The 25,410-nt window shown below is 62.9% G+C and carries 24 protein-coding genes, 4 tRNA genes, 4 pseudogenes and 2 other annotated features; of the genes and pseudogenes, 20 read left to right on the top strand and 12 right to left on the bottom strand.

The genetic code is table 11. The annotated features are described in order from the left end of the window. Positions 1-92: 92 nt before the first annotated feature. From JHW40_RS09895 to JHW40_RS09875, 5 genes and pseudogenes are all read left to right on the top strand, one after another. Positions 93-732, top strand: a pseudogene (locus JHW40_RS09895) (transposase); the annotation flags it as partial. A gap of 22 nt (positions 733-754) precedes the next feature. Further along, positions 755-1,234 carry a TniQ family protein gene (locus JHW40_RS09890; protein WP_139208090.1) on the top strand — a complete coding sequence of 160 codons (480 nt, stop codon included), beginning with the start codon at positions 755-757 and terminating at the stop codon, positions 1,232-1,234. A 106-nt stretch (positions 1,235-1,340) separates the two neighbouring features. Then, on the top strand, positions 1,341-2,327 hold the full coding sequence (locus JHW40_RS09885) for a hypothetical protein (protein WP_272848959.1): 987 nt from the start codon (positions 1,341-1,343) through the stop codon (positions 2,325-2,327). A 754-nt stretch (positions 2,328-3,081) separates the two neighbouring features. Beyond that, the gene (locus tag JHW40_RS09880; RefSeq protein ID WP_244519401.1) at positions 3,082-3,444 is read left to right on the top strand and encodes an antitoxin Xre/MbcA/ParS toxin-binding domain-containing protein; all 363 of its coding nucleotides are present in this window, start codon (positions 3,082-3,084) and stop codon (positions 3,442-3,444) included. Between the two features lie 6 nt (positions 3,445-3,450). Continuing rightward, positions 3,451-3,945 (top strand): RES family NAD+ phosphorylase, encoded by a 495-nt coding sequence (locus JHW40_RS09875; RefSeq protein WP_090617927.1) that lies wholly within the window; start codon positions 3,451-3,453, stop codon positions 3,943-3,945. A gap of 150 nt (positions 3,946-4,095) precedes the next feature. Here the strand turns inward: JHW40_RS09875 and JHW40_RS09870 are convergent. Together JHW40_RS09870 and JHW40_RS09865 are read right to left on the bottom strand one after the other, a co-directional pair. Next, positions 4,096-5,436, bottom strand: a pseudogene (locus tag JHW40_RS09870) (IS3 family transposase). Further along, positions 5,038-5,155: a sequence feature (AL1L pseudoknot), on the bottom strand. It overlaps the preceding pseudogene by 118 nt. A gap of 79 nt (positions 5,437-5,515) precedes the next feature. Continuing rightward, complete coding sequence (locus JHW40_RS09865) at positions 5,516-5,665, bottom strand: hypothetical protein (RefSeq protein ID WP_170851994.1); 150 nt, start codon at positions 5,663-5,665, stop codon at positions 5,516-5,518. Between the two features lie 345 nt (positions 5,666-6,010). On the opposite strand from JHW40_RS09865, the gene JHW40_RS09860 reads away from it, so the two are divergent. The 8 genes from JHW40_RS09860 to JHW40_RS09825 all read left to right on the top strand — a co-directional run bounded on the left by JHW40_RS09860 (position 6,011) and on the right by JHW40_RS09825 (position 11,929). After that, a complete protein-coding gene (locus JHW40_RS09860; RefSeq protein ID WP_170851993.1) occupies positions 6,011-8,014 on the top strand; it encodes an ATP-binding protein in 2,004 nt (667 codons plus the stop codon). 47 nt (positions 8,015-8,061) lie between these two features. Beyond that, the gene (locus JHW40_RS09855; protein ID WP_090617923.1) at positions 8,062-9,015 is read left to right on the top strand and encodes a helix-turn-helix transcriptional regulator; all 954 of its coding nucleotides are present in this window, start codon (positions 8,062-8,064) and stop codon (positions 9,013-9,015) included. Then, the gene (locus JHW40_RS09850; RefSeq protein ID WP_139208304.1) at positions 9,012-9,305 is read left to right on the top strand and encodes a hypothetical protein; all 294 of its coding nucleotides are present in this window, start codon (positions 9,012-9,014) and stop codon (positions 9,303-9,305) included. The genes JHW40_RS09855 and JHW40_RS09850 overlap by 4 nt, the downstream gene beginning before the upstream one ends. A 24-nt stretch (positions 9,306-9,329) precedes the next feature. Then, the gene (locus JHW40_RS09845) at positions 9,330-9,530 is read left to right on the top strand and encodes a hypothetical protein (RefSeq protein ID WP_139208303.1); all 201 of its coding nucleotides are present in this window, start codon (positions 9,330-9,332) and stop codon (positions 9,528-9,530) included. Continuing rightward, entirely contained in the window at positions 9,530-9,826 is a 297-nt protein-coding gene (locus JHW40_RS09840) for a hypothetical protein (protein WP_090617919.1), read from the top strand. Before JHW40_RS09845 ends, JHW40_RS09840 begins: the two co-directional genes overlap by 1 nt. A gap of 81 nt (positions 9,827-9,907) precedes the next feature. Beyond that, positions 9,908-10,294 carry a transposase gene (locus JHW40_RS09835; RefSeq protein WP_272848958.1) on the top strand — a complete coding sequence of 129 codons (387 nt, stop codon included), beginning with the start codon at positions 9,908-9,910 and terminating at the stop codon, positions 10,292-10,294. A gap of 123 nt (positions 10,295-10,417) precedes the next feature. Further along, positions 10,418-11,350 (top strand): IS5-like element ISPpa3 family transposase, encoded by a 933-nt coding sequence (locus JHW40_RS09830; protein WP_026155396.1) that lies wholly within the window; start codon positions 10,418-10,420, stop codon positions 11,348-11,350. A gap of 93 nt (positions 11,351-11,443) precedes the next feature. Continuing rightward, the gene (locus JHW40_RS09825; RefSeq protein WP_272848957.1) at positions 11,444-11,929 is read left to right on the top strand and encodes an IS630 family transposase; all 486 of its coding nucleotides are present in this window, start codon (positions 11,444-11,446) and stop codon (positions 11,927-11,929) included. A gap of 83 nt (positions 11,930-12,012) precedes the next feature. Here JHW40_RS09825 and JHW40_RS09820 read toward each other — a convergent pair. Further along, positions 12,013-12,087 (bottom strand) — tRNA-Asn (locus JHW40_RS09820). A gap of 59 nt (positions 12,088-12,146) precedes the next feature. Then, a complete protein-coding gene (locus JHW40_RS09815) occupies positions 12,147-12,998 on the bottom strand; it encodes an MBL fold metallo-hydrolase (RefSeq protein ID WP_090618014.1) in 852 nt (283 codons plus the stop codon). A gap of 54 nt (positions 12,999-13,052) precedes the next feature. On the opposite strand from JHW40_RS09815, the gene JHW40_RS09810 reads away from it, so the two are divergent. From JHW40_RS09810 to JHW40_RS09795, 4 genes are all read left to right on the top strand, one after another. Beyond that, on the top strand, positions 13,053-14,414 hold the full coding sequence (locus tag JHW40_RS09810; protein ID WP_244519411.1) for an ATP-binding protein: 1,362 nt from the start codon (positions 13,053-13,055) through the stop codon (positions 14,412-14,414). A 166-nt stretch (positions 14,415-14,580) separates the two neighbouring features. Further along, positions 14,581-16,998, top strand: a complete 2,418-nt coding sequence (lon, locus tag JHW40_RS09805; RefSeq protein WP_090618018.1) for an endopeptidase La — start codon at positions 14,581-14,583, stop codon at positions 16,996-16,998. A gap of 170 nt (positions 16,999-17,168) precedes the next feature. Beyond that, the gene (locus JHW40_RS09800) at positions 17,169-17,480 is read left to right on the top strand and encodes an HU family DNA-binding protein (protein WP_090618020.1); all 312 of its coding nucleotides are present in this window, start codon (positions 17,169-17,171) and stop codon (positions 17,478-17,480) included. 72 nt (positions 17,481-17,552) lie between these two features. Beyond that, positions 17,553-17,627, top strand: a tRNA-Val gene (locus JHW40_RS09795). Positions 17,628-17,733: 106 nt separating this feature from the next. On the opposite strand, the gene JHW40_RS09790 is transcribed toward JHW40_RS09795, so the two are convergent. The 7 genes and pseudogenes from JHW40_RS09790 to JHW40_RS09760 form a co-directional block, all read right to left on the bottom strand. Further along, positions 17,734-17,997 carry a DUF6538 domain-containing protein gene (locus JHW40_RS09790; RefSeq protein WP_170851999.1) on the bottom strand — a complete coding sequence of 88 codons (264 nt, stop codon included), beginning with the start codon at positions 17,995-17,997 and terminating at the stop codon, positions 17,734-17,736. A 79-nt stretch (positions 17,998-18,076) separates the two neighbouring features. Then, positions 18,077-18,151 (bottom strand) — tRNA-Thr (locus tag JHW40_RS09785). Positions 18,152-18,244: 93 nt separating this feature from the next. Then, positions 18,245-18,457: pseudogene (locus tag JHW40_RS09780) on the bottom strand (integrase core domain-containing protein); the annotation flags it as partial. Between the two features lie 55 nt (positions 18,458-18,512). After that, the gene (locus JHW40_RS09775; RefSeq protein ID WP_272848956.1) at positions 18,513-19,445 is read right to left on the bottom strand and encodes an IS5 family transposase; all 933 of its coding nucleotides are present in this window, start codon (positions 19,443-19,445) and stop codon (positions 18,513-18,515) included. 317 nt (positions 19,446-19,762) lie between these two features. Then, the gene (locus JHW40_RS09770; protein ID WP_090618173.1) at positions 19,763-20,791 is read right to left on the bottom strand and encodes an IS110 family RNA-guided transposase; all 1,029 of its coding nucleotides are present in this window, start codon (positions 20,789-20,791) and stop codon (positions 19,763-19,765) included. Positions 20,792-20,871: 80 nt separating this feature from the next. After that, positions 20,872-21,379 (bottom strand): annotated as a pseudogene (locus JHW40_RS09765) (transposase); the annotation flags it as partial. Beyond that, positions 20,980-21,098, bottom strand: a sequence feature (AL1L pseudoknot). (Overlaps the previous pseudogene by 119 nt.) Before the next feature lie 328 nt (positions 21,380-21,707). Next, complete coding sequence (locus tag JHW40_RS09760; RefSeq protein ID WP_272848955.1) at positions 21,708-22,721, bottom strand: IS110 family RNA-guided transposase; 1,014 nt, start codon at positions 22,719-22,721, stop codon at positions 21,708-21,710. A gap of 126 nt (positions 22,722-22,847) precedes the next feature. Here JHW40_RS09760 and JHW40_RS09755 point away from each other — a divergent pair, with 126 nt between their 5' ends. Beyond that, on the top strand, positions 22,848-23,054 hold the full coding sequence (locus tag JHW40_RS09755) for a tyrosine-type recombinase/integrase (RefSeq protein WP_244519399.1): 207 nt from the start codon (positions 22,848-22,850) through the stop codon (positions 23,052-23,054). An 88-nt stretch (positions 23,055-23,142) separates the two neighbouring features. Here JHW40_RS09755 and JHW40_RS09750 read toward each other — a convergent pair. Continuing rightward, positions 23,143-23,216: transfer RNA gene (locus JHW40_RS09750), tRNA-Cys, on the bottom strand. A gap of 140 nt (positions 23,217-23,356) precedes the next feature. Between JHW40_RS09750 and JHW40_RS09745 the strand changes: the two genes are divergently transcribed. Both JHW40_RS09745 and JHW40_RS09740 read left to right on the top strand, forming a co-directional pair. Then, positions 23,357-24,010, top strand: coding sequence for a protein-L-isoaspartate O-methyltransferase family protein (locus tag JHW40_RS09745; RefSeq protein WP_090617887.1), 654 nt, complete (start codon positions 23,357-23,359; stop codon positions 24,008-24,010). Beyond that, on the top strand, positions 24,010-25,410 hold the full coding sequence (locus JHW40_RS09740) for a TolC family outer membrane protein (protein WP_419182470.1): 1,401 nt from the start codon (positions 24,010-24,012) through the stop codon (positions 25,408-25,410). Before JHW40_RS09745 ends, JHW40_RS09740 begins: the two co-directional genes overlap by 1 nt.

Below are 25,410 nucleotides of genomic sequence, written 5' to 3'. Positions count from 1 at the left end.
TTCATCACTGGTGCGCAAATATCCTCGGCAGGAGGGAGGCGGTGTAAATACCCTGGTTTATGCTGCATTTCCCCATGGTTTTGAGGCTTGGCATGACGGGTTTCATCGAGGGCGTGAACCGGGATCAGACAACGCTTTTTCCTGTACGTCTGGAGGACTGGATCGGCGAAGATAACCTTGTCCGTGTCGTTGATCTCTTCGGCGATGAACTCGACCTTGCCGCCCTCGATTTTCATCGCCATGCGGCCGTCCGGACGGGACGGAGGGGTCGTCATCCGGCAGTACTGCTCAAGCTGTTCATCTACGGTTAACCGAACCGCATCCCGTCCAGTCGGCGCCTCGGGCGCGAGACCGGAGGCAATGTCGAGGTGATGCGGCTGACCGGACGTCTGGTGCTCGACCACAAGACCATCGCCGATTACCGGCGCGAGAACGAGCCGAACCGACCGGAACTGTACCAAGGCGAAGATCGCCCGCCGCCGGGCGCATCTGGAAAAGAAGCTCGGCCGCTATATCGAGTAGGCCGGGCGGGCGGATCGGCAGGCAACTGGCGAGGCACACGCGGAAAAAATAGCCCATCTGACCAGCCATTATCACCGGGTCCGGCTGGAGATAGACCGCATGGCAACCTTGCGCCGGGAACTGGAAACAGCGCCGGATGGGCAGATATCGCTGACAGATCCGGACGCTCGTGCCATGGCAACGCGGGCGCAACACACTGGCCATGTCGGCTAAAACGTTCAAGGCGTTATCGATGCCGAAACTGCATAAGGGGCAATGGTGGTTTCGGGGCGAGCCGTTTTCGGCAAAGGCCTTCCGAAGCACCGCGATCAGGGGGTGCCGGACCTGGCTGAATGAGGATGTTTTGGGTGAGCCCGGCCAGGGCTTTATCCGCGGCATCTGGATGCTGGAACTGCTGCGGACCTGCCCGCGCCACGGGGTTCCGCTTGAGCCTTTATGGAGCCGCTATAATCGCTTTGAGCGTCACGACACGGCGCTGCGTCTGACCAAGCATTTTCAAGGAAACGCTGGCCCTTCTTCTGCGCGAATGAGCACCTCCGCGACGATCTATGACAGATGGGTGCATGGGCGGTTGTCGCAAGAAAAGCAGCACTCGAACTGGCTTGACCAATTTGGCTTGCAGGCCGCGGCGGCGTTCTGTGCTGCTCTTGGACGTCTGATCGAAGGACGCGAGAGGGGGGCGGGGCCCGGCCTGGACCCCAGCCGCCCCTGATCACGCGGATCTGGGGTTTCGCCTGGCGCGGGCTGGCGAGGGGGCCATTCGCGGATTTCTCGTCGAGCATCAGGAGGCCTGGTCTCCAGGGAACGGGCAGAAGCGGGTGTTCGGCGGGCTCCATTCCTTGCTGGCGGGTGATGCCGTTCCGGAATCCCTTCGCCCCTTCCGTCAGTTGTTGCGGGATCATGTCAGCACAACCTGGCCGCTCGGTCCGGGAGACGAACTGCTCGGCGAACCTGTTTTTGAGCGCCGGCATTATTCGGTCGGTGCCATGGCCCGCCTTTTGCGGGTGGAGGCAACTGCCCTTCGGGACAAACTGGGGCCCGACCTGTCCGAGTTCTCGCGCCGCAAGCCGGACGATTGGGCGCTGTTCGATGCCAGGAAGGCGAAATCAGCCCTGTCCGACCTGACGGCCCAGCTGACCGACGGCCAGTTCTGTGAGTGCTTGTCGCTCAGCCCGGACCTGTTCCAGGACCTGGCTGGCTGCGGCATTCCTGATGAGGCGCGGTGCGAAAACGATCGGGGCTGGGATGTGTTTGCAGGTCAGGGGATCGTCGAGCAGCTGCTTCTGGGGGCTCAGCAGGTTGGCCGTCTGGCCCCGGAATGGATGCCTCTCGAACAGGCAGCCGTTCACCTTGGATGCTCTCCAGCCCAGATCGTCGAAAGGATCAGGGACGGCCGGCTGCCATGGGTGGGGCGGCATCTGAAGCGGTCGGGATTTGCGTCGATCCTTGTGAATCTGTCCGGCCATGACGGCGGCGAGATTTCGGCGGAGATGTTTGCCCAGTCGCAGGGGCTGACCTTCAGCGAGATGCTGAGCTTTTTCAGGAAGGACCATTCGCCCGCTGAAATTGCCAAACGCGAAACCGGACGCAAGGACCGGATCATGCTGACCCCAGAGCAGGTCGCGGGTTTTCATGAGAGTTTCGTCAGCTTTCGCCGGCTTGCACTGGCACACGGACTGTCCTGGGATGCGCTCGACCAGCGTCTGGAGGGCTTCGGTATCGCGCCGATCGACGGGTGCCTGCGCATCTATCGCAAGAGCGAAACCGGTCCGCTCCTGCAGGGTGTGGCTTCGACAGGGCTATGAAACCCTGCAGATTCAGCAGGTAAGCGAACTATCGCCACCCCAGCGTCGATTTTCCTTGACCGGGCTTGCGCACGCTATTGCTTGCTTTTGCGCACTCTATTCCTTTTTCTGGCTTCTGGCTGGCGCCAGAGAAAGCAAATATTTGCGCAAGCTTGGATCAATGGTGATTCGCCGAGTTGGAAAGTCATTTTATTCCAATGAGATATTTCGCCCTTGGTTGCTCGCGGAAAGCAAATTCATGCGCGGAAAAGGAATAACGTGCGCAAGTGTAATATAATGAAAACGCTGACAAAATTTTCGTCCAAACGCGACCTCAACGGCCAAATCCATCAAATTTTCAGCAGCGGTGGTGATCAGAGCCTCAAACCTTATCACGCAGGGCGGTGTGGCGGGCTCGCCATCTGCCCCGCCAGATTCAGCACGATATTATGACCAATGCCGGACTGCCGCTCTCGGCCGTCTTTATCATGACCTGAAATCTCATGTCACTGCGTCGAGGCTTCACCTATGCCGCTCGACTGATCCAGTCTGTTAGGTTAGCCTCAAGCAGAATACGTTGCAGACCCCGTCCAGATTGTCACCAGTCCGCTTGTCGCTCGTCGCAGTTGTCACTGCTGTGCCACGACCGACATCAGAGAACCGACGGTCCGCGCTCCGCGGCAGATGCCGTCTCTCGTGCCGTGGCGCAGGCACTGGTGGCATGCCTCGGCACCTTGATTACCACTTGAAGTGACGCTATATCAAGTCAAGATAGATGGAGGCGATGATGCGCATCGAAGCATTTGCAGAAGGTGGGCAGTTTGCGCCCGGTCGGATCGCCGAGACCCTGCGCACGACAAAGGACGAAGTCGCCCGCACGGTCGGCCTCGGCCGCGACGCCGTCATGCGCCCTGATCGCGTTGCCAGCGCCAAGACCCAGAAGCGCCTGCGCGAGATGGTCGAGATCCTGAACAGGGTCGAACCCCGTTTCGGTTCCTCGCTGATTGCCTACGCATGGTACCGCTCCGAGCCGCTGGCCGGTTTTGGCGGCCTGACGGCAATGCAACTGGTGCGTGATGGTCACGCGGCAGATGTCATGGACTATATCGACGCGGTCGAGGCCGGCGTCCACGCCTGAGGCATCATGCACTATCGTGGCCTGCTCTATCGCGCCCTCAATCCGATCTGGGCACACAACCCGCTGTCGGGCGAAGGCGCGCGACGTTTTGGGGGGCGGTTCAATCCCAAGGGCACGCCAGCGCTCTACACCGCGCTGTCGATCATGACCGCGATCCGCGAGGCGAACCAGGTCGGCACCCTGCAGCCGACGACGCTGGTCGCCTATCAGGCCGATCTTGAAGCGATATTCGATGCCACGGACGCGAATGCCCTGGCACACTATAGCCTGAGCCCTGCAGATCTGGCTGCTGCAGATTGGCGGATCCGGATGCGCGAAGACGGCAAGGCCCCGACGCAGCTATTGGCCGAGCGCCTGATCCGGGATGGGTATACCGGTATTCTTGCCCGCAGTTTCGCCAAGGGGGCCACGGATGCCGACCTGAACATCGTTCTCTGGATGTGGGGCAACACGCAGCCTGCCTGTGTCACCCTTGTGGACGACGAAGGACGGCTGCAGTGATCAGCGTGAAAAGCCATCGCCAGGAAGTGTGACATTGCGGTAAAGGCCAAGTCGCAGGCAGTGATCACCCTGAAAGCATTGATTATAAACGCACCGGCCGATCTTTAGGTCTGAACCGCACCGGGTTTGCCGGAGGCTGATTTGGATTAGTTACGCGGCCATGACTTCAGTTCCCAGAGCCGCGTAGAAGTTTGCCTCGGCTTCGGCTGGCGGGACGTTCCCGATCGGTTTGAGCAGACGGCGGTTGTTGAACCAATCGACCCATTCGAGCGTAGCATATTCTACGGCATCGAAACCGCGCCAGGATCCCCGTCGATGGATCACCTCGGCTTTGAACAGGCCGTTGATTGTCTCGGCCAAGGCATTGTCATAGCTGTCACCGACGTTGCCCACCGATGGTTCGATGCCAGCTTCCGCCAGCCGCTCACTGTAGCGAATACTCAGATACTGCAAACCACGGTCGCTATGGTGGATCAGCCCCATGCCTTTGGTTGGGCGGCGTTCGTGAACCGCCTGTTCCACGGTATCAAGAACAAGCCCTGCATGGGCCGAGGTGCTAACGCGCCAGCCGACGATCTTGCGGGCATAGGCATCGATCACGAAAGTTGAGGGTCTGCCCGCCATCGGTTCGAGGGCATGACCCGAAGGTAAGCGAAGCCTTTCCAGGTGGCGACATAGGTGAAGTCGTCGTCCATTGGGCTCGGACCAATGGCGCCACAATGGACGACCCCAGAGCATGTTCGGCGCAGGCACGCGAAACTGGCGGTTGACCTTGTCCAGCGGGCATGGCGCCGATCTGTCCGGGATCGTGGTCCGGTGCGGCTTGCCGCGAATAATCCCCTGAATGCCCATGCTCTTCATCAGCCTCGCAACCGTGGTGAGCGGGTGAACGCCACCGGTTCGAGAGAACCTGCGAACGGCGATGTCGAAACCCTCACGGCCAAGCTGCCGCCAGACCTTGCGCACGCCGTAGACGCGCCGGTTCTCCTCGAACACGCGCAGGATCTCTGGCCGCAAGGCCTCGTCCCGGCGCGCCCGGTCGGACTGCCGCGTGGGATCGGCCCGCTTCGCCAGATGATCGTAATAGGTGGACGGGGCAATCGGCAGCACGCTGCAGATCGGCTCGACCCCGTGTGCATCCCGATGCGCGTCAATGAACGACACCATCACTTCGACCGGCGGTCGAGTATCCGCCATCGCAAAATACGCTGATGCCTTGCGCAGGATCTCGTTCGCCTGGCGCAGTTCCCGGTTCTCCCGCTCCAGCGCCTTTATCTTCTCGGCCATCTCGGTCGGGATGCCCGCGCGCCTGCCGCTGTCGACCTCGGCCTTCTTGACCCACTCGTTCAGCGTCTGGGGCGCACAGCCCATCTTCGCGGAAATCGACATCACCGCCTGCCACCGCGATCCGTGCTGACCTTCGTTATCGAGGACCAACCGCACCGCACGGTCGCGCACTTCAGGGGAAAACTTGTTCGTCGTCTTGCTCATGATGCTCCATCCTACTCAGGAGGTGGAGCCTCCGGCAAACCCGGTGCGGTTCAGTTCGGCTTTGAGGCGGCCTCCTGTCTCAATGGACGCGCTCCGGCTGGTCGGGCGCCTTCTGGAACACGGGACAAGTCATCAACCCGCCGATCAGGATGACGAAAATCGTGCACCTTGTCAGAACATCCTGGCTGGCGGCGAACGCATCGCTGACGCCTTTCGTGGTTCGGTTCATCGGGATCAACGCGCCGTATGGCGTCAACTCGACGAGGCAGGGTCCACCTCCGCCAACTCTTCGCGTGCCGCACCTTTGAAAAGGTGGCCATCAGAAAGCCGCGACGCCTCGAGAATTTGCGCAATCCCAAAAGACATGCCGCATCCAGCAGCATGTATGTTGCCTCATCGCCCTTCCCGGCGCCCCGCCGTGCCGCGCGATCTGCCGGTCGTGAATGATGGTGATCTCTCACAGCAGCATCATCCGCCAAGGGGCCGACCACGCCATCGGAACCTGCTTCGACAGCTACGCCCGAATCTGACGCATGTCTTGATTATAGTCCTCTCCAACGACGGAGATGACGCCATGAGCTATGAACAACACCTCGCCCTTGATCTGGTCGCGCGGCTTGCGGGCCGGTTCGGGCCGTCCAGCAGGATCGCGAAGGAACTGCCCGGCTGGCTGGAATACCTGACCGAGGTCGAATGCCCCGAGCGCCCGAAGACCAGGCCCGGAGCGATCTGGTGGAACAAGATCCGCGATCTTGCGCGCAATCTTGTGCCCAATATGCGTGGGGGCGAAGGCGGGACCGTTCTTGCGAATGCTGCTCGGCTTGGTCGGCATTTCGGATTGTCGGCGCTCGAGATCCGCATTCTCTGTTTCTTCGTCTCCTACAAGCTGTTTGATGGCTTCGAACATGTCGTGGACGGCGCGTTGGAGACGAAGGAGGTCACGCTCCGCCTGCTGCTGGCACAGTTCTGTGATTGCGACGAAACGGCCGTCCGTGCCGCGCTGAGGGCCGATCAGCGGCTTCGAAGTTCGGGGCTTTTGCAATATGAACAGCGGCACTATGGCCGCGGCCTGTCCTATGACATCGGCGACCGGCTCTGCCGGGCCATGCTGGCCGATGCGGATGATCTGGATGGGCTGATTGCGCTGATATTTCCGCCTGCCCCCGCGCCCGAGGCCGAATGGCAGGATTTCGAGGGGCTGGGACAGGACGCGGAATTCATGCGCGACCTGCTGGCCCGCGCATTGACCGCAGGCACGCCGGGGGTGAACATCCTGCTCTATGGTCCGCCCGGCACCGGCAAGACAGAGTTCGCCAAGGTGCTGGCGCGGAAGGTCGGCGCACATCTGCGCGCCATCGGGGAAGCCGACGAGAGCGGCGATGAACCTTCGCGCCGAGAGCGCCTGACCGAGCTTGGCATCGCCGGGCGGATGCTGGCTGCGCGGCGCGACACGGTGCTGCTGTTCGACGAGATGGAGGACCTTATCGGCGGGGCAATGCTCTTCTTCAGTCAGGGTCAGCCGTCGAAAGTCCACAACAACCGGCTGCTGGAGACCAACCCGATCCCGACCATCTGGACCACGAACTCGGTCAGGACCTGCGACCCGGCCTTCCTGCGCCGGATGACCTATTCGGTGCAGATGCGCCGGCCCTCGGGCAAGGTGCGCAGCCGGATCTGGCAGCGGCTCGAGGCGCGCCATGCCTCTGGGGTCGCCCCCGAGGCCCTGTCGCGCCTGGCCGAGACGCATGACCTCGCGCCGGCGCTGGTCTCGGACGCGATGCGGGTGGCGCGGCTTTGCGAAGGTGGAGAGGACACCGTCACCCGGGTTCTGGGTGCGGCGGCCCGGCTGGCGAATGGCGGCACCGATCCCGCGCCGAAGCACCACGGTGAGGTGCCCTGGCAGCCGGGCCTGGCCAATGCAGATATCGATCTCACCCGGCTGGAAGCGCAACTTTCGCGTCCCGACGCCTCGCAACGCGTGTCCTTCTGCCTCGAAGGTCCTGCGGGCACCGGTAAAAGCGCATGGGCCCGCCACCTTGCCCGCGTCATGGGCCTGCCGGTCCTTGAAAAGCGCGCTTCGGACCTGATGTCGATGTATGTGGGCGGCACCGAGCAGAACATCGCCAACGCTTTTGCCGAAGCCCGCGCCGATGGCGCAATGCTGATCTTCGACGAGGCCGACAGCCTGCTGTCGGACCGGCGCGGCGCCCATCGCAACTGGGAGGTTTCTCAGGTGAACGAGATGCTGACCTGGATGGAAAGCCACCCCCTGCCCTTCGTCTGCACCACCAATTTCGCCGAGAAACTTGACCCGGCAACGCAGCGTCGCTTCACCTTCCGCATCCGCTTCGACTGGCTTTCGCCCGCGCAACTGCCGCTGGCCTGGGCCGCGCATTTCGGTGGCGAGGCTCCGGCGGGGCTGATGGCGCTGGACCGGCTGACGCCCGGAGATTTCGCCAATACCGCCCGCCGGATGCGTGCGCTGGGTGAGAGTAATCCTCGCGCCATCCTTTTCCAGCTTGCCCACGAAGTCGAGGCGAAGGAAGGGGTAACCCGGCCCATCGGCTTTGCGCGTTGACGCCCCGCAACCCTCGGGCCAAGCTGCTAAAAAAGCAGGGGGCGGCGATGACACGATACGGTCGGCACGAGGATCTTCTGCGGCTGGCGCTGATGATGCAGCGATCCGCCGAAGGGGTGTCGCTGGCCGAAATCGGGTCGGAATTCGCCGTCAGCCGCCGCACGGCCGAACGGATGCGCGACGCCGTGATGAACGTCTATCCGCAACTGGACGAGGTGATCGAGGAACGCGGCCAGAAACGCTGGCGCTTTCCGCCGGGCACGCTGGGGCGGATGGAAGAGGTGACACTGGACGAACTGGCCGCCGCGCATCGGGCATTGGCGCTGGTCCGGCGCGAGGGCGATCTGGGCACGGCGGATGTGCTGGAGCGACTGATCGCCAAGGTCCAGGCGCAACTGACCGGCCCGCGTCGCAACCGCCTGGCCCCCGACCTCGAGGCGCAACTGATGGCCGACGGCGTCGCCTTCCGCCCCGGCCCGCGCGAGCGTATCGCGCCGGAAATCCTGTCGGCCTTGCGCGAGGCGATCCTTGCCGGGCAGATGATCAGCGCCGACCACCGCGCGCGCGGCTCGGGGAAACTGTCGCGCAATACTCGTCTTGGTCCGATCGCATTGCTGTTCGGCGACGGGCGGCAATATCTTCTGGCCTGGAGCGAATATCAGGACGACCTGCGTCTGTTCGCATTGGCCGGTTTTGAACGGATCGTGCTTGATCAGGATGCCTATGAACGACCCGAGGATTTCGATCTGCAGGACTGGCTGGCGGAAAGCTTCGGTATCTGGCGGGAAGAGCCATTCGACGTCGAATGGCGGTTCCTGCCGGAAGTAGCCGAGGAGGCCGCGACATATCAGTTCCATCCGAAGCAGGAGATGGAGAGGCTGGAGGACGGCTCATTGATGGTGCGCTTCCGCGCCGGAGGGCGGCAGGAGATGGAGTGGTATCTGGCAAGGTGGGGGGATAAGGCGGAGGTTCGACATCATGGACAGAATGAGAGTAAATGAGTGAATTTCTTACGGGAGCTGATTTATCGGATAAAATCAGTGGGCTTGTGGGGGGTAGAAACGTCAGATGCGCTGTTGCTTACTGGGGTGATCACCGCGGCGTTGTTGTCCCCAATGGCGACTGGAGGCCGCAGGGGCTGACCCCGAATCTCGAAGCCTCTATGGCAACCCAGAATTGGAAGGCATCGCGTGAGAGTGTCCTGACCGCGTTCGGCATCCTACCGGGCGGTTTTGATGCGGCGACGACCGGACCGATGGTGCGCGAGGTGCAGCGGCATCTGGCTGGCTAGACGCTTCAGCCGATGGCAATGCTGATGGCCGAGGAAGCCAGTGAGAAGCTGGGCGGCAAGATCGAAATCGACGTTATGCGGCCTGTGCAGGCTTATGACGTGTCAGGTCGTGCCCGCGCGATGGCAACGCTGATTCAAGGGCTGGCACAGGCGAAGGAAGCCGGGATTGATCCTGATGCTGCGCTGCGGCTGGTGAACTGGGGTCGCGATGATGGGGCATTCTGATGGGTGTTAAGTATAAGGTTGCCGTCTGCGATCCGCCCGTGACCTGCTATGACGGGCCGAAGATCAGCCGGGCACATGCGATCAGCCAAGGGGTGAAACGCTACTCTACCGGCGAACCCTGCAAGTATGGTCACGTTGATGAGCGCTACACGTCCAGCAAAATGTGCCTGCGGTGCGAGCGTGAACGGCTCAGGACGGAAGCCTATCACGAATGGGCGGCTGACTATATGCGCGGCTACAACCCCGAGCCTCAGAGGCGCTACAACTCGAAATGGCAGCGGGAAAGAGCCGCCTAAAGCATTTCTACTGAACCCTGAATCGTTTGGGGTTCCGTCGCAGCGCGGATCGTGATTCCCTTCTGTCTGGGAGGATGGATCATGTCAGCACCATTGCCGTCGGCGCTCCGGACGCGGTTTCAGCGATATATCGAGGAGGGTTTAAGCGGTCGGGCGGCGGCGCTGCGGCTGAAACTCTCGCCGGCGACCGGAGCACGTTGGGGCCGGGCGATCAGGACCAGGGGGCATGCCGAACCATTGCCCCAGGGACGTCCCAAAGGGCATGGAAAGCTTGCCCCGCACCGGGCCTTTTTTGAGGAACTGCTCGCACAGGATCCCGACATCACGCTGTTCGAACTCAGGGACGCGCTGATCGCAGCGGAAGGCGTTCGTGTCCATCACTCGTCCATTGCCAGTCTGCTGTCGCGGCTTGGGTTCACCTATAAAAAAAGTCGCTGGTGGCCGCCGAACGCCGTGGTGCCAGGGTAAGACAGCGGCGAACCGACTGGTTCGAGCATCGCTTGCCAGCCATCGCGGATCGGCCGGGCGTTGTTGCAGAACTCCGTTTTCTGAGGGATTCACACTGCGAATCCAGTGGGCTAAGGGGCGAGTATGAGCAAGCCTGAGCCGACCCGCTACCGCACGATGAACTGGAAGTCCTACAACGATGCCTTGAAGCGGCGCGGGTCCCTTCTGATCTGGCTGGACAAGGACATGGTTTGGCGCGCACCCAAATCCGGATGCAATGGTCGGCCGCCGGTCTTCTCTGATGCCGCGATCCAGTTCTGCTTGATGGTGAAGGTTCTGTTCGGCCTGCCTCTGCGGCAAACGACAGGGATGGTGGCGAGCATCCTTTCGATGGCCGGGCTCGACTGGCGGGTGCCCGATTTCTCGACCCTGAGCCGCAGGCAGAAGCGCATCACGGTTCAGATCACGAGCCGCCGTGCGCCGGGGCCGCTGAACCTGCTGGTGGACAGCACCGGGATCAAGTTTCTTGGTGATGGGGAATGGCTTGCCCGCAAGCATGGCCCGCATCGCCGACGCCAATATCGTAAGGTTCATCTGGCGATGGACACGGCTACAGGTGACATCCGCGCCGTCGAATTCACCTCAAGCCGTGAAGGCGACAGCCCTGTTCTGCCCGACCTGCTCAACCAGATCCCAGAGGATGAACAGATCGGCACCGTCACCGGCGACGGTGCCTTTGACACCCGACGCTGCCACACCGCGATCCTGGATCGAGGCGGCACCGCTATCATCCCGATCCGGAGGAATGGCCGTCTCTGGAAGGAGGATTGCCCCGCAGCCAGGGCGCGCAACGAGATCCTCCGGGCAACCCAGCGCTTGGGCAGGGCCATATGGAAGCGCTGGTCAGGTTATCACGTCCGAAGCAGGATCGAGGCAAGGATGCGCTGCCTCAAGGCCTTCGGTGAACGCATCTCATCACGAGACCCGGACCGCCAGACCGCCGAAATCCATATCCGCATCGCCCTCATGAACCGCTTCAATGCCCTCGGATCCGCCGAGATCAAACGCGTGGCATGAACTCAACGCGGAAAGGGAAAACTGCGCTCACACACTGACTTCTGCAACAACGCCGATCGGCCGGAACGCGTGGTTTTCATAGACGAGACCTCAGTGAAGACCAACCTCACCCGCCTGCGGGGACGTGCCCTGCGCGGCACACGCCTGACCATGGATGCGCCCTTCGGCAGCTGGGGAACACAGACCCTGATCGCCGGGCTCACACCGGATGCCCTGATTGCGCCCTGGTGCATCCGGGGCGCAATGGACGGCCCCGCCTTCGCAGCCTGGGTTCGCGAGGTCCTGATCCCGGAGATCGAGCCGGGAACCGTGGTGATCCTCGACAACCTTGCCACCCACCACAACAAGCAGGCTGCTGAGGCTCTGCGTGCCCATCGCTGCTGGTTTCTCTATCTGCCGCCATATTCGCCGGACCTGAACCCCATCGAAATGGCATTCGCAAAACTCAAGGCGCACCTGCGCAGGATCGGGGCAAGAACATTTACCGACGTCTTCAAGGCCATCGGCGAAGTCTGTGATCTCTTCGATCCCGGCGAATGTTGGAACTACTTCAAGGCCGCAGGATATGTCGCAGGTTAAAACAGAAATGCTTTAGCGCAACGGGAATGTGCCCCCGCAACGAAAAAGGGTTCAGCTATTTCTAGCTAAGCCCTTGTTTAATTTGGCTCCGGCGGTAGGGATCGAACCTACGACCAATTGATTAACAGTCAACTGCTCTACCGCTGAGCTACGCCGGAACACGGGGGCGATATAGCAACCTGTTCAGGGGGCGTCCAGAGCCTTTGTGACAAAATCTTCAGGCAAGCGAAAATCTTGTGCGGGCGGAGGGTTCGCCCTCGGGATCGACCGCGCCAAGCGCCGACAGCGCCAGCAGATGCGCCAGCACGTTGCGGGTTGCGGCAGGCAACTGGGCGGCGGGCACGTCATAGATTCGGGCGGCCAGCGTGGGTGCATCGGCCGGGCCTTGGCGCAGCTGCGTCAGGATCTGCGCGGTGCGTTCGCGGCGGTGGCGGGCCAGCTCGGTCAGGCGGGCGGCGGGGGCCTCGACGGGCTGGCCGTGGGCGGGCAGCAGCCGCGTGGGCGCCAGCGTCGCGATCCGGTCGAGGCTGCGGAAATAGTCGCCCAGATCACCGTCGGGCGGCGAGATCAGCGTCGAGGACCAGCCCAGCACGATATCGCCGCAGAACAGCATGTCCTCGAAGGCGAAGCTGAGGTGGTTGGCGGCATGGCCCGGCGTGTGGATCGCGCGGATGGTCCAGTCGGGGGTCTCGACCACCGCGCCATCGTCGAGGATCTGGTCGGGGGTGAAGCTGTGGTCCAGACCCTCGCCGCCACCGACCAGCCCTTCGGCCGCCATGCGCTGCATCAGGGCCGAGCGTCCGGCAAGCGCATCGCCGAAGGCCAGCACCGGCGCCCCTGTCGCGCGTGACAGGGCGGCGGCGCCTTCGCTGTGGTCCAGATGCGCATGGGTCACGAGGATATGGGTGATGCGCCCGGCCGCGGCCTCCAGAATCGCGGCGCGGTGGCCGGGATCGTCGGGACCGGGGTCGATGACGGCGATATGGCGGCGGCCCAGCAGGAAGGTGTTGGTGCCCGGCCCGGTCAGCGGCGAGGGGTTGGGCGCAAGAATGGTCAGCGGCTGGTGCATGGCAGGTCTTTCGCGGCGGGATCACAGCGGCTAGCCTAGACAGAGGCAGGCAGGATGACCATGGCAAGCGTCAACGAACAGGGCTGGTCGAAACGCATCGTTCCGCGCGGGCTGTATGGCCGGGCGGCGCTGATCCTGTTTCTGCCGGTGGTGGTGGTGACGTTGGTCGTCTCGATCATGTTCCTGCAACGCCATTTCGAGGGGGTGACGCGGCAGATGACATCCTCGATGGCGCGCGAACTGGCCTTCGTGGTGCGCCGGATTGACCGGGCCGATGATGCCGCCACCGCATTGCTGGCCGGGGAAAGCGTCGCCGCGCCGCTGGGGCTGACGCTGCGCATTCCGGCCCGGGCGACGGGCGGCGACCAGCGGCTGTTCTATGATTTTTCGGGCCGCGTCGTGATGGAGGTCCTGCGCGACGAGGTGCCGGGGGTGGCCGCCATCGACCTTGCCTCTGACGACAAGCGCGTGGTGGTGGTGTTGCAGGAACGCTTCGGCCCCTATTCGCTGGAGTTCGACCGGCGCCGGGTCAGTGCCTCGAACCCGCATCAGTTGCTGGTGCTGATGGTGTTCACATCGCTGCTGATGACCGGGATCGCCACGATCTTTCTGCGCAACCAGCTGCGGCCGATCCGTCGCCTGTCCCATGCTGCCGAGGAATATGGCAAGGGCCGGATCGTGCCCTATCGGCCTTCGGGTGCGATCGAGGTGCGCAGCGCCGGCACCGCATTCCTTGACATGCGCAACCGGCTGGAGCGTCAGAACGAACAGCGCAAGGTGATGATGTCGGGGATCAGCCACGATCTGCGCACGCCCCTGACCCGGTTGCGCCTTGGCCTGTCGATGATGTCGCCCGACATGCCCCCCGCCGCCGAAGAGATCTCGGCCATGGAGGAGGACATTGCCGAGATGAACCGGATGGTGGACGGGTTTCTGGATTATGCCCGCGACGAGGCCCGCGACAGCCCCGCCGAGGAGACCAATGTGCAGGCGTTCCTTGACGCCATCGTGGTCGATGCACAGCGCGCGGGTCAGCAGGTGCGGCTGGTCCGCTTTCAGGGCGTTGCGGCGGATCGCGCCACCTTCCGCCCCGACATGATGCGCCGGGCGCTGGACAATCTGGTCGGCAATGCCGTGCGCTATGGCAATCTGGCCGAGATCGACGCGACGCTGGGGCCGCGCAGCCTGCGCATCGGGGTCGAGGATGACGGGCCGGGAATCCCCGAGGACAGCCTGGATGCGGCGATGCGTCCCTTTACCCGGCTGGACCCGGCGCGCGGGCGCAGCAGCGGTCAGGGCACCGGGCTGGGGCTGGCGATTGCGGCGGATGTGGCGCGGGCGCATGGCGGCCAGCTGCGGCTGGGGCGTGGCCCGCGTCTGGGCGGGCTGCGGGCGGAAATCGTGATCCCGCGATGACCCTGCGAATCGCACCGGTGGGGGTCGGGCGAAAATACCGCAAAATATGTTGTATCGTTTCCGTCATATTGAATGGTCCCCGCTCTGCCCCTAGATTGTCCGGACGCAGGGGCCGTGCGTCGCCAATGACGGGGCCGCGGCTTCGGGCAGGAAAGGAACGCAAGACATGAACGATTTCGCTTCTCAGACCTATCCGGTGTTGCCTTTGCGGGACATCGTGGTCTTTCCGCATATGATCGTGCCGCTGTTCGTCGGACGCGAGAAATCGGTTCGCGCCCTTGAAGCCGTGATGGATGCCGACCGCCCGATTCTGCTGGCGGCGCAAAAGGATGCCTCTGTCGATGAACCGGTCGAGGATGGGATCTATCGCACCGGCGCTCTGGCCAATGTGCTGCAACTGCTGAAGCTGCCCGATGGCACCGTCAAGGTGCTGGTCGAGGGGCGCGAACGGGTGCAGATCACCGAATTCGTCGCCAATGATGACCATTTCGAGGCCGCCGCCATCGCGCTGGAGGAAACCCCCGGCGATGAGGCGACCCAGACCGCACTGGTGCGCACCGTCGCCGAAGAGTTCGAGCGTTACGTCAAGGTTCGCAAGAACATCCCCGAAGAGGTCGTGACCGCCGTGGCCGAGGCCGACGAGCCCGCCAAGCTGGCCGATCTGGTCGCGGGCCATATGGGCATCGATCTGGACAAGAAGCAGGACCTGCTGGAAACGCTGGACGTGGCCGCGCGTCTGGAAAAGATCTATGCCCATATGCAGGGCGAGATGTCGGTCCTTCAGGTCGAGAAGAAGATCAAGTCGCGCGTCAAGACCCAGATGGAAAAGACGCAGCGCGAATATTACCTGAATGAGCAGATGAAGGCCATTCAGAAGGAGTTGGGCGATGGCGAGGACGGCCAGAACGAGATCGCCGAGCTTGAGGAAAAGATCGCCGCGACCAAATTCAGCAAGGAAGCCCGCGAAAAGGCCGAATCCGAGCTGAAGAAGCTGAAATCCATGTCGCCGATGTCGGCCGAGGCCACTGTCAGCCGCAACTATCTGGACTGGCTGCTGGCGCTGCCCTGGGGCGTGAAATCGCGCACCCGCAAGGATCTGGTCGCCGCCGAGAAGGTGCTGGACGCCGACCATTACGGGCTGGAAAAGGTCAAGGAACGGATCGTCGAATATCTGGCCGTGCAGTCGCGCAGCCAGAAGCTGAAAGGCCCGATCCTGTGCCTCGTCGGCCCTCCGGGCGTGGGCAAGACCTCGCTGGGACGCTCGGTCGCCAAGGCCACGGGGCGCGAATTCATCCGCATCAGCCTTGGCGGCGTGCGTGATGAAAGCGAGATCCGCGGCCACCGCCGGACCTATATCGGCTCGATGCCCGGCAAGATCATTCAGGCGCTGAAGAAGGCCAAGACGACGAACCCGCTGATCCTGCTGGATGAGATCGACAAGATGGGTCAGGACTTCCGCGGCGATCCAGCCAGTGCGATGCTTGAGGTGCTGGACCCCGAACAGAACTCGACCTTCGTGGACCACTATCTGGAGGTGGAATACGACCTGTCGAACGTGATGTTCGTGACCACGGCCAACAGCTATAACATGCCGGGGCCGCTGCTGGACCGGATGGAGATCATCCCGCTGGCGGGCTATACCGAGGACGAAAAGCGCGAGATCGCGCGCCAGCACCTGCTGCCCAAGCAGATCAAGGCGAACGGCTTGCGCAAGGGCGAGTTCGAGGTCTCGGACGAGGCGCTGACCCATGTGATCCGCTATTACACCCGCGAGGCGGGCGTGCGGTCGCTGGAGCGTGAGATCGCCAAGCTGGCCCGCAAGGCCGTGACCGAGATCCTGAAGGGTCAGGTGAAATCCGTGACGGTGGATGCGCAGAAGGCCGAGGATTATCTGGGCGTGCGCCGCTTCCGCTATGGTCTGGCCGAGAAGGACGATCAGGTCGGGGTGGTCACCGGGCTGGCATGGACGTCGGTCGGCGGCGATCTGTTGCAGATCGAGGCGCTGCGCCTGCCGGGCAAGGGCCGGATGAAAACCACCGGCAAGCTGGGCGAGGTTATGAAGGAATCGATCGACGCGGCTTCCAGCTTCGTGCGCTCGATCTCGCCCGAGATCGGGGTCAAGCCGCCGGAATTCGACAAGCGCGACATCCATGTCCACGTTCCCGAAGGCGCCACGCCCAAGGATGGCCCCTCGGCGGGGATCGCGATGGTCACTTCGGTCGTGTCGGTGATGACCGGCATCCCGGTTCGCAAGGACGTCGCCATGACCGGCGAGGTCACGCTGCGCGGCAATGTGCTGGCCATTGGCGGCCTGAAGGAAAAGCTGCTGGCGGCCTTGCGCGGCGGCATCAAGACGGTGCTGATCCCGGCCGATAACGAAAAGGATCTGGTCGAGATCCCGGACAATGTGAAGACCGGGCTGACGATCATTCCGGTCAGCAATGTCCGCGAGGTGCTGAAACACGCGCTGACCCGCATGCCGGACCCGGTCGAATGGGACGAGGCCGCCGAAGAAGCCGCCGAGGCCGCGCGCCTCGCCAGCCAGCGCGACAGCCGCGGATCCAGCGGCGCGGTGGCCCATTGACGCAAATGTCGGGGCCATTGCGGCCCTGACAGCTCAACGTCAGCTTGCACGAAATCATTGCCGGACCGGATTTTTCCGGCCCGGCTTTCTTTTGTATCCTGTCGAATAATATTGACGTAACGTCATGTTTTAAGCCAACCTGATCACGTAGTTCTGATTAGGAGGTTCAGATGTCTGCCCAGATTGGTTCCGGATCAGGACGGCGATCACTCAGCCGGGAGTTGCCCGAGGATCCGCGCCCGGCCCAGGTTGTTCAGAAACGCGATTTCGTCGATCGGGTGGTGGCCGCCACCGGAGCCAAGAAATCCGAGGTGCGCCCCATCATCGAGGCGACCCTCGATCAGCTTGGCGCGGCCCTTGCCGCCGGGGAAACTCTGGCCGTACCACCCTTCGGCCGGGCCCGCATCAACCGCTCTCGCGACATGCGCGGCAGCGAGGTCATCACCCTGCGTCTGCGCCGAAAGATTTCTGACGGTTCATGACCGCGAAAATGCAGGGGCGGCCCCATCTGCCCCCTTGCATCACTTTGCCCCAGAGTCTAAAAGCCGCCCATCGGGTGATTAGCTCAGCGGTAGAGCGCTTCGTTCACATCGAAGATGTCAGCGGTTCAAATCCGTTATCACCCACCATTACCTCCCCTCGTTTCAGACATACTTATCAGCCCTTCAGACGTTATCTGAAGGCGTTCCGGACATCTTCGTGACCCTTCCAAAGATGTCTGCGGTCACCACGCGGTTACTCGGGGGCATGGCGTAATGTCACCGGATTCAGCTTGAAGGGCACGGAGGCGGGACCAAGGCGTCGGGCCTGCCATTCCCGTTGAAGCGCCTCATAACGGGACGCAAAGCGCCGCTTGGCCTCAGACGGGTCTTTCGTTCCGAGAGATTCCTTGGCGCGATCACGCATGCCAGAGCGGACCAGATCGGCAGGGACATGCACGATCAAATAGTAAGCGCCGGTTTTCTTATGCTTCGTGGGGCTGGGCATTCTCAGGGCCATGTTGACCACCTCTGTGCACCACCGAGGGGCCTTCAAGCCTGTGTTCTCGCATATCTTCTTGGGATCAAAAAAGAAAAAATGGTGCTGTGAGAGAGGATTGAACTCTCGACCTCTCCCTTACCAAGGGAGTGCTCTACCACTGAGCTACCACAGCGCCGTGGAGGGCGTTTAGACAATGAACGGCCGCTATGCAAGGGGGACCTTGTGAATTTCTGGCAGTTTCTACGGGATCGTCGTCCGGTGCGGCTTCGGGTTGGGCAAGCGCGTCGGGCGCGGCGCCCCCAGTTTGCTCAAGCGCCCTGCGCGCTTCTGCCGGCGTCGGATTGCCGAGCGAGGAATGCGGCCTGACGTGGTTATAGTCGCAGCGGCACAGGGCCAGCTTTCGGCGGGCAACGGCCAGGCTTTCGAAGATCTCCTCGTTGAGGTATTCGTCGCGCAGGCTGTCATTGAATGACTCGATGGGCATTGTTGCAGAAGTCGTTTTCAGGACATAATGCCGCTTTTCTCGGCTGAGTTCATGCCACGCGTTCGATCTGGGCGGTGCCGAGGGCATTGAAGCGGTTCATCAGGGCCACGCGGATGTGGATCTTGGCTGTCTGACGGTCGGGGTCCCTCGAGGCGATCCGCTCGCCGAAGGATTTCAGGTTCCTCATCCGGGCCTCGACCCGGCTGCGGACATGGTCGCCGGACCATCTTTTCCAAATCGTCCGGCCGAGACGCCGGGTTGCCCTCAGGATGTCGTTGCGGGCCAGGGCAGCGGGGCAATCTTCTTTCCAGAGGCGGCCATTTCTGCGGATGAGAATGATCCCTGTGCCACCGCGCGCGAGGATCGCCGAATGGCAACGGCGGGTGCCTTCGGCGCCATCACCGGTAACGGTGCCGATTTCCTCGTCTTCCGGGATCTGGTCCAGAAGATCAGGGAGAACGGGGCTGTCGCCCTCACGGCTGGAGGTGAATTCCACCGCCCGGACGTTGCCGGTCGCCGTGTCCATCGCCAGATGGACCTTGCGGTACTGGCGCCGGCGGTGGGTGCCATGCTTCCTCGCCAGCCACTCTCCGTCGCCCAGGAACTTGATCCCGGTGCTATCCACCCGCAGGTTCAGAGGGCCCGGAGCCCGGCGCGACGAAAGCTGGACCGCGATTGTCTTCTGGCGGCGGCTGAGCGTGGAGAAGTCCGGGACCGGCCAGTCCAGACCAGCCATCTCAAGGATGCTGGCGACCAGTCCGGTCGTTTGCCGAAGCGGCAGGCCGAAGAGCACCTTCATCATCAGGCAGAACTGGATGGTGGCGTCGGAGAAGACCGGCGGACGTCCGGGCTTGCCTGCCTTCGGCGCAGGCCAGTCCATGTCCCGGTCCAGCCAGACGAGCAGAGATCCGCGCCGCTTCAGCGCGTCGTTATAGGATTGCCAGTTGGTCGTACCGTAGCGGGCAGGTTCGGGCTTGCTCATGGCAGGCTCTTAACCCACCAGATTCACGCCGTGAATCCCGGATGATGATCAGTTCTGCAACATGTATAACCGCCCCTTGCGCAAGAGGGTTTGTGGATCAGTTTCGCGCGCTGTCGGGTGCTGACATGTATCCGGCCTCTGTTGCGGCCATCGTCATGCCGCCGGCCCGTATGGTGTTCGCGGATCAGGTCCCAAATCAACGCCGCGTGCTCGAAGGCACTTTGTTGCAGGCTGGTTCCTCTGATCCCGTCTCACGACCGTTGCGCCAAACGTCTCCTTGCCCTCTTTTGCTCCGACGTCCTCGCGACCTTGACGGCTTATGCCGCTGCGGCCGGAGCTTTGTAGACGTCACCGTGGGCCATCAAAGCCCAGACGATGCGCGCCATCTTGTTCGCCAGCGCTACCCGCACCAGCATGGGTGGCTTGCGCGTCAGCATTCCGCCCAACCAGGTGCCTGGCCGAGCCGAGGCATGAACGTGCCGCTTGATGACCACGCTGTTGGCGCCGATGATCATCAAGCGCCGCAGGGACCGTTCCCCCATCTTCGTCGTGGCGCCAAGCCGCTGTTTGCCGCCCGTCGAGTGCTGGCGGGGCGTGAGCCCGAGCCATGCTGCAAAGTCCCGCCCCTTCCGGAAGAGTTCAGGCGGGGGAGCAAGTGTGGCGATGGCCGTTGCGATCAGGGGGCCGATGCCCGGGATTGTCATCAAGCGCCGCGCGACTTCGTTATCCTTGGCCCGCCGGCTGATCTCGGCGTCCAGCTTCCCGATCTCCGCTTCGAGGTGTCGGAGCGCCGCGACCAGCACATCAAGTGTGGCGATGGCATCGGCGGGCAGACCGCTGTCGGGGTCCTCGATGATCGCAATCAGCCGAGCCGCGTTGCCAGCACCCTGCGGCACGATCTGACCGAACTCGCCCAAATGCCCACGCAGGGCGTTGATTGCCTGTGTGCGCTGCCGGATCAGAAGTTCCCGGATGCGGAAGACCATTGCCGCCCCCTGGGTCTCCTCACTCTTTACGGGCACAAAACGCATCGTCGGGCGTGTCGCCGCTTCGCAGATGGCCTCGGCATCGGCCATGTCGTTCTTCTGGCGCTTGACGAAGGGTTTGACATAGGCAGGCGGGATCAGCCGCACCTCGTGCCCGAGCTTGCCAAGCTCGCGGCCCCAGAAGTGCGCGCCACCGCAAGCTTCCATCGCGACAACGCAGCTCGGCTGCTGGCTGAAAAACGGCAGAACCTGATCCCGCCTCAGTTTCTTGCGAAAAAGAACACGCCCCAAGGCATCAGCCCCGTGAGCCTGGAACACATTCTTCGCCAGATCGAGCCCGACAGTGATAACCTCCGACATGACCGCTCTCCTATGTGGATCATCGCAAACCCACCCTGGCACACAGATGCCGTCGGGGGGCGGTTACACCATCAACGCCCATCGAAGCCCTCCCGATCCAGTTGACGCCAGAGGAATGCGTCGCGCCGGGCACGATCCGGCAGCCGTGCCGGATCGGACCGCTTCGCCAAGTGTTCGTAATAGGTGGACGGGGCGATCCCCAGAACCCGGCAGACCGGCCCGGCACCAAAGACACCACGGTGATCGTCGAGAAATGCGATCATTTGCGGAAAGGGGCGGTCGAGTATCCGCCGCAGCGAAATACGCGCTCGCCTTGCGCAAGATCTCGTTGGCCTGGCGCAGTTCCCGGTTCTCCCGCTCCAGCGCCTTCATCTTCTCGGCCATGTCGGTCGGGATACCAGCCCGCTTGCCGCTGTCGACCTCGGTCTTCTTGACCCACTCGTTCAGCGTCTGGGGCGCACAGCCGATCTTCGCGGAAATCGACATGACTGCCTGCCAGCGCGATCCATGCTGACTCTCATTGTCGAGAACCAGGCGCACAGCACGCGCGCGCACTTCGGGGGAAAACTTGTTCGTCGTCTTGCTCATGATGCTCCATCCTACTCAGGAGTTGGAGCCTCCGGCAAACCCGGGGCGTGTGTGGATACCCCCGGTTTGGCAAGCTAAATCTTCGGTTTGTCGGCGGGGTCTTCGATCGGACGTGTGTCAGGCCTCTCAGCGTGGCCTTCCACGACGCCACGGGCCGGTATGCTGTTCGGAAGGCTGGGTTCACATCGGTTCAGAGAGCTGCATGCGCTCGAGCCCCGGGACTGAATCTTCCTGCCTTGAACTTCGAAGTCCGTGTCGCCTACTCCTCGTCGATCGCTCACCCCGGCCTTTCGGCCATGCCGTGCCGTCGCCCCTTTCCGGGCTCGGGTCACGCCATTCTGTAATCCTGTTCTTTTGTCGTCAGCGCCCAGATCATCCGGGCCATCTTGTTCGCCAGCGCAACGGCCGCGACCATCTTCGGTTTGCGCATCACCAGCGCGGCCAGCCAACGGTTCGCGCTGCCCCCCTTGCGGACAACCCAGCGGATCACACTCATGGCACCGACGATCAGCAGGCGGCGGATATCGGTCTGCCCCATTTTGCTGACCGAACCCAGTCTGGTTTTTCCACCCGTCGACCTCTGTTTCGGCACCAGGCCGAGCCAAGCGGCAAAATTGCGCCCACTGTCGAACGTGGCAAGATCCGGTGCGAATGCCGCAACAGCTCCGGCGGTGACCGGGCCGATCCCGGGGATGGTGCACAGCCGACGAAGTTGCGTATCTGTCCTTGATGCGGCCTCGAGTTCTTCCGCCAGTCGTCCGATCACCTCTGTCAACCTCGCGATCTGCTCGACGTAGATCGCGCCCATCTCCCGAACATGGCCTGGCACATCGCTGGCCGGATCTGCCAGTGCATTCTCCAGAACCTTCAGGCTCGCGGGCCCCTTCGGCGCCACCAGCCCGAACTCGGCCAGATGTCCGCGGAGGGCGTTGATGAGCTGCGTGCGCTGCCGCACCAGACATTGATGCGTCCGAAACGCCACTGCGCGGCCCTGCGTCTCGGCACTCTTCACGGCCACGAACCGCATGGTCGGGCGCGACGCGGCCTCGGCGATGGCTTCGGCATCCGCCTTGTCGTTTTTCTGTCGTTTCACGAACGGTTTCACATACACCGCTGGCACCAGACGCACCTCGTGACCGTGGGACTGCGCCACCCGGCCCCAGTAATGCGACGTGGCGCAGGCCTCCATCGCCACCACGCAGGCCGACTGTTCGGCAAGGAGATTCGTCAGACGGGTCCGCGACAGCACACGGTTATATAGAACCGCCCCGTCCAGCCCGATCGCGCAGACCTGGAAACTGCCCTTCGCCAAGTCGATCGCCAACATGCTGATCGTTGTCATCATTGATGTGCCCTCCGTTCGGTTTCGATGCAACCATCATGGCATAAGAGATGCCGATGGGTGGGGGCATCCACCGCATCAGTTCAAGGTAGGCCGACCAACTACCGCACCGCCGCTGATATGATCATGTCCGTTCGCAGGCAGATCGATGCCGAAGATTACGATATTCACGGATTGCGATATTCGGCAGCCTCAGAACTGGCCGCAGTGGGATGTAGCGATGACCTGATTGCCGCCATCACCGGCCACACAACGGCGTCTATGGTCCGCAAATATGCCGGTACCGCCCGTCAAAAGGTGCGGGCGATTGAGGCCCAGAAACTGCGGAAATAGGGGTGGAACGAACGGGGGCACGAACAGCGAATGTTGCCACCGAAATTCACCAGCATGAAGAAAGCTTCGCTAACCTATTGATTTTATTTGGAGGTGGGTACCGGAATCGAACCGGTCTTCACGGATTTGCAATCCGGTGCGTAACCTCTCCGCCAACCCACCGCCGTCGAGAGTGCGCCTCAGATAAAGGATCATCGCCGCGCATGCAAGCCGCGAATGGGCGTGCCAGGATGTGCGGCGTTGCCCAGCTTTCAGAATCGTGGCAATAAACGCTCAACGCAGGTCGAGCAGAGGTTTCAGACATGACCGATTTCGCCGCACGGCGCACCATGATGGTCGACACTCAGGTTCGCCCCAACGATATCACCCGCCTTCCGGTGATCGAGGCGATGCTGGCCGTCCCGCGCGAGGAATTCGTGCCCACCGCGCGCAGGACCGTCGCCTATTCCGAGGAAAACCTGGATCTGGGTGGCGGGCGCATCATGCTGGAGCCGCGCACGCTGGCCAAGATGATCGATGCGCTGGATATCCGGGCCGGGGATCTGGTGCTGGATCTTGGCTGCGGGCTTGGCTATGCGCCCGCGGTTCTGGCCCGCATCGCCCAGACCGTCGTCGCCATCGAGGAAAACGAGGACATGGCCGCCGAGGCCGAGCAGCGTCTGAACGCGGCGGGTATCTTCAACGTCGCGGTGATGGCGGGGCCGCTGGTGGCGGGCAATGCCGCGCAGGCGCCCTATGACGCAATTCTGATCGAGGGCGGCGTCGAGGAACTGCCCGGCGCGATTCCGGATCAGTTGAAGGAAGGCGGCCGCATCGTGGCGCTGTTTCTGGAAGGCGCGCTTGGGGTGGTCCGGCTGGGGCAGAAAGTGCAGGGGCAGGTTACGTGGCGCTATGCCTTCAACGCCCATGCGCCGCTGCTGCCCGGTTTCGCCAGGGAACGGGGGTTCAGCCTGTGATCGGTCTTTCCGCCCTCCGCCGTCTTTCCGCCGCTGCCGTTTTATCGCTGGCAACCGCCCTGCCCGTCATGGCCGAATCGCTGGCCGATACGATGGTCGCCGCCTATCGCCATTCCGCGCTGGTCGAGCAAAGCCGCGCCGTGCTGCGCGCCGCCGATGAAGATGTGGCGACCGCCGTCGCCGCGCTGCGTCCGGTGCTGCAATGGGCCGCCAGTCATTCGGTCAGCAAGCCCGAGGATTCGTCCTCGTCGCGCTCCAGCTCCCTGTCGCTGGGGATGGAAATGACACTGTACGACTGGGGCCGGTCGCAGATCGCCATCGATGCCGCGAAAGAGCAGGTTCTGGCCACCCGTCAGGCGCTTGTGGGGGTCGAGCAGGACATCATTCTGGCCGCCACCATCTCGTTCTTCGACGTGCGCTCCGCGCTGGAGCAGGTGGCGCTGATGGAGAACTCGGTCCGGGTGATCGGGCAGGAACGGCAGGCGGCGCGGGACCGGTTCGAGGTCGGAGAGATCACCGTGACCGATGTCGCGCAGGCCGATGCGCAACTGGCGGCTTCGCGCGCGCAACTGGTCGCCGCACAGGGTGATCTGGAAATCGCCCGCGAAAACTATATGGCCGCAACCGGTCGCCAGCCGGGCACATTGGCCGCACCGCCACCACTGCCGACGCTGCCGGCCAATGTCGATGCGGCGCGTGCCGTGGCACAGCGCAACCATCCCAGTGTCCTTCAGGCGCAGCGTTCGGCCGCCGCCGCCGAACTGGGCATCGCCGCAGCGCGGGCCGAGCGTAACCCGACCCTGTCGGGCTCGGTCGCCGCGCAGGTCCAGCGCGGGCTGACCCAGGGCTTGGGCGGCGGGCTTGGCGAGTACCGGACCCAGCGGGGGCTGTCGGCGGGGGTGAATCTCAGCCAGACGCTCTATGCCGGGGGGAGGCTGTCGGCCAGCCTGCGCAAGGCGATGGCCAATCGCGATCAGGCCCGGGCCACGCTGCTGAACGTCTCGCGGCAGGTCAGCCAGGAGGTCGGCACGGCCTGGGCGAATATCAATGTGGCCCGCGCCCAGATCAGCGCCATCGACGAGCAGATCTCGGCGGCGCAACAGGCCTATGACGGCGTGCGCGAAGAGGCGACACTGGGCGCGCGGACGACGCTGGACGTGCTGGATGCCGAACAGGCGCTGCTGGAGGCACGGGCCGACAAGATCACTGCGGAAGCCAATCTGCAATTAGCACATTATCAACTATTGGCTGCTATGGGTTTGTTGACGGTAGAGCACCTCAACCTCGGGATTCCAACCTATGACCCATCGCAATATTACAACGCCGTGCGCAATGCGCCTGCATCCAGCAGGCAAGGCGAAAGCCTTGACCGCGTGCTTCGGGCCATCGGCCGCGACTAA

Source organism: Paracoccus alcaliphilus (assembly GCF_028553725.1).
Lineage (GTDB): Bacteria > Pseudomonadota > Alphaproteobacteria > Rhodobacterales > Rhodobacteraceae > Paracoccus > Paracoccus alcaliphilus.
The sequence above is the reverse complement of the archived record's forward strand: the minus strand, read 5'-3'. Positions and strand labels throughout refer to the sequence as shown.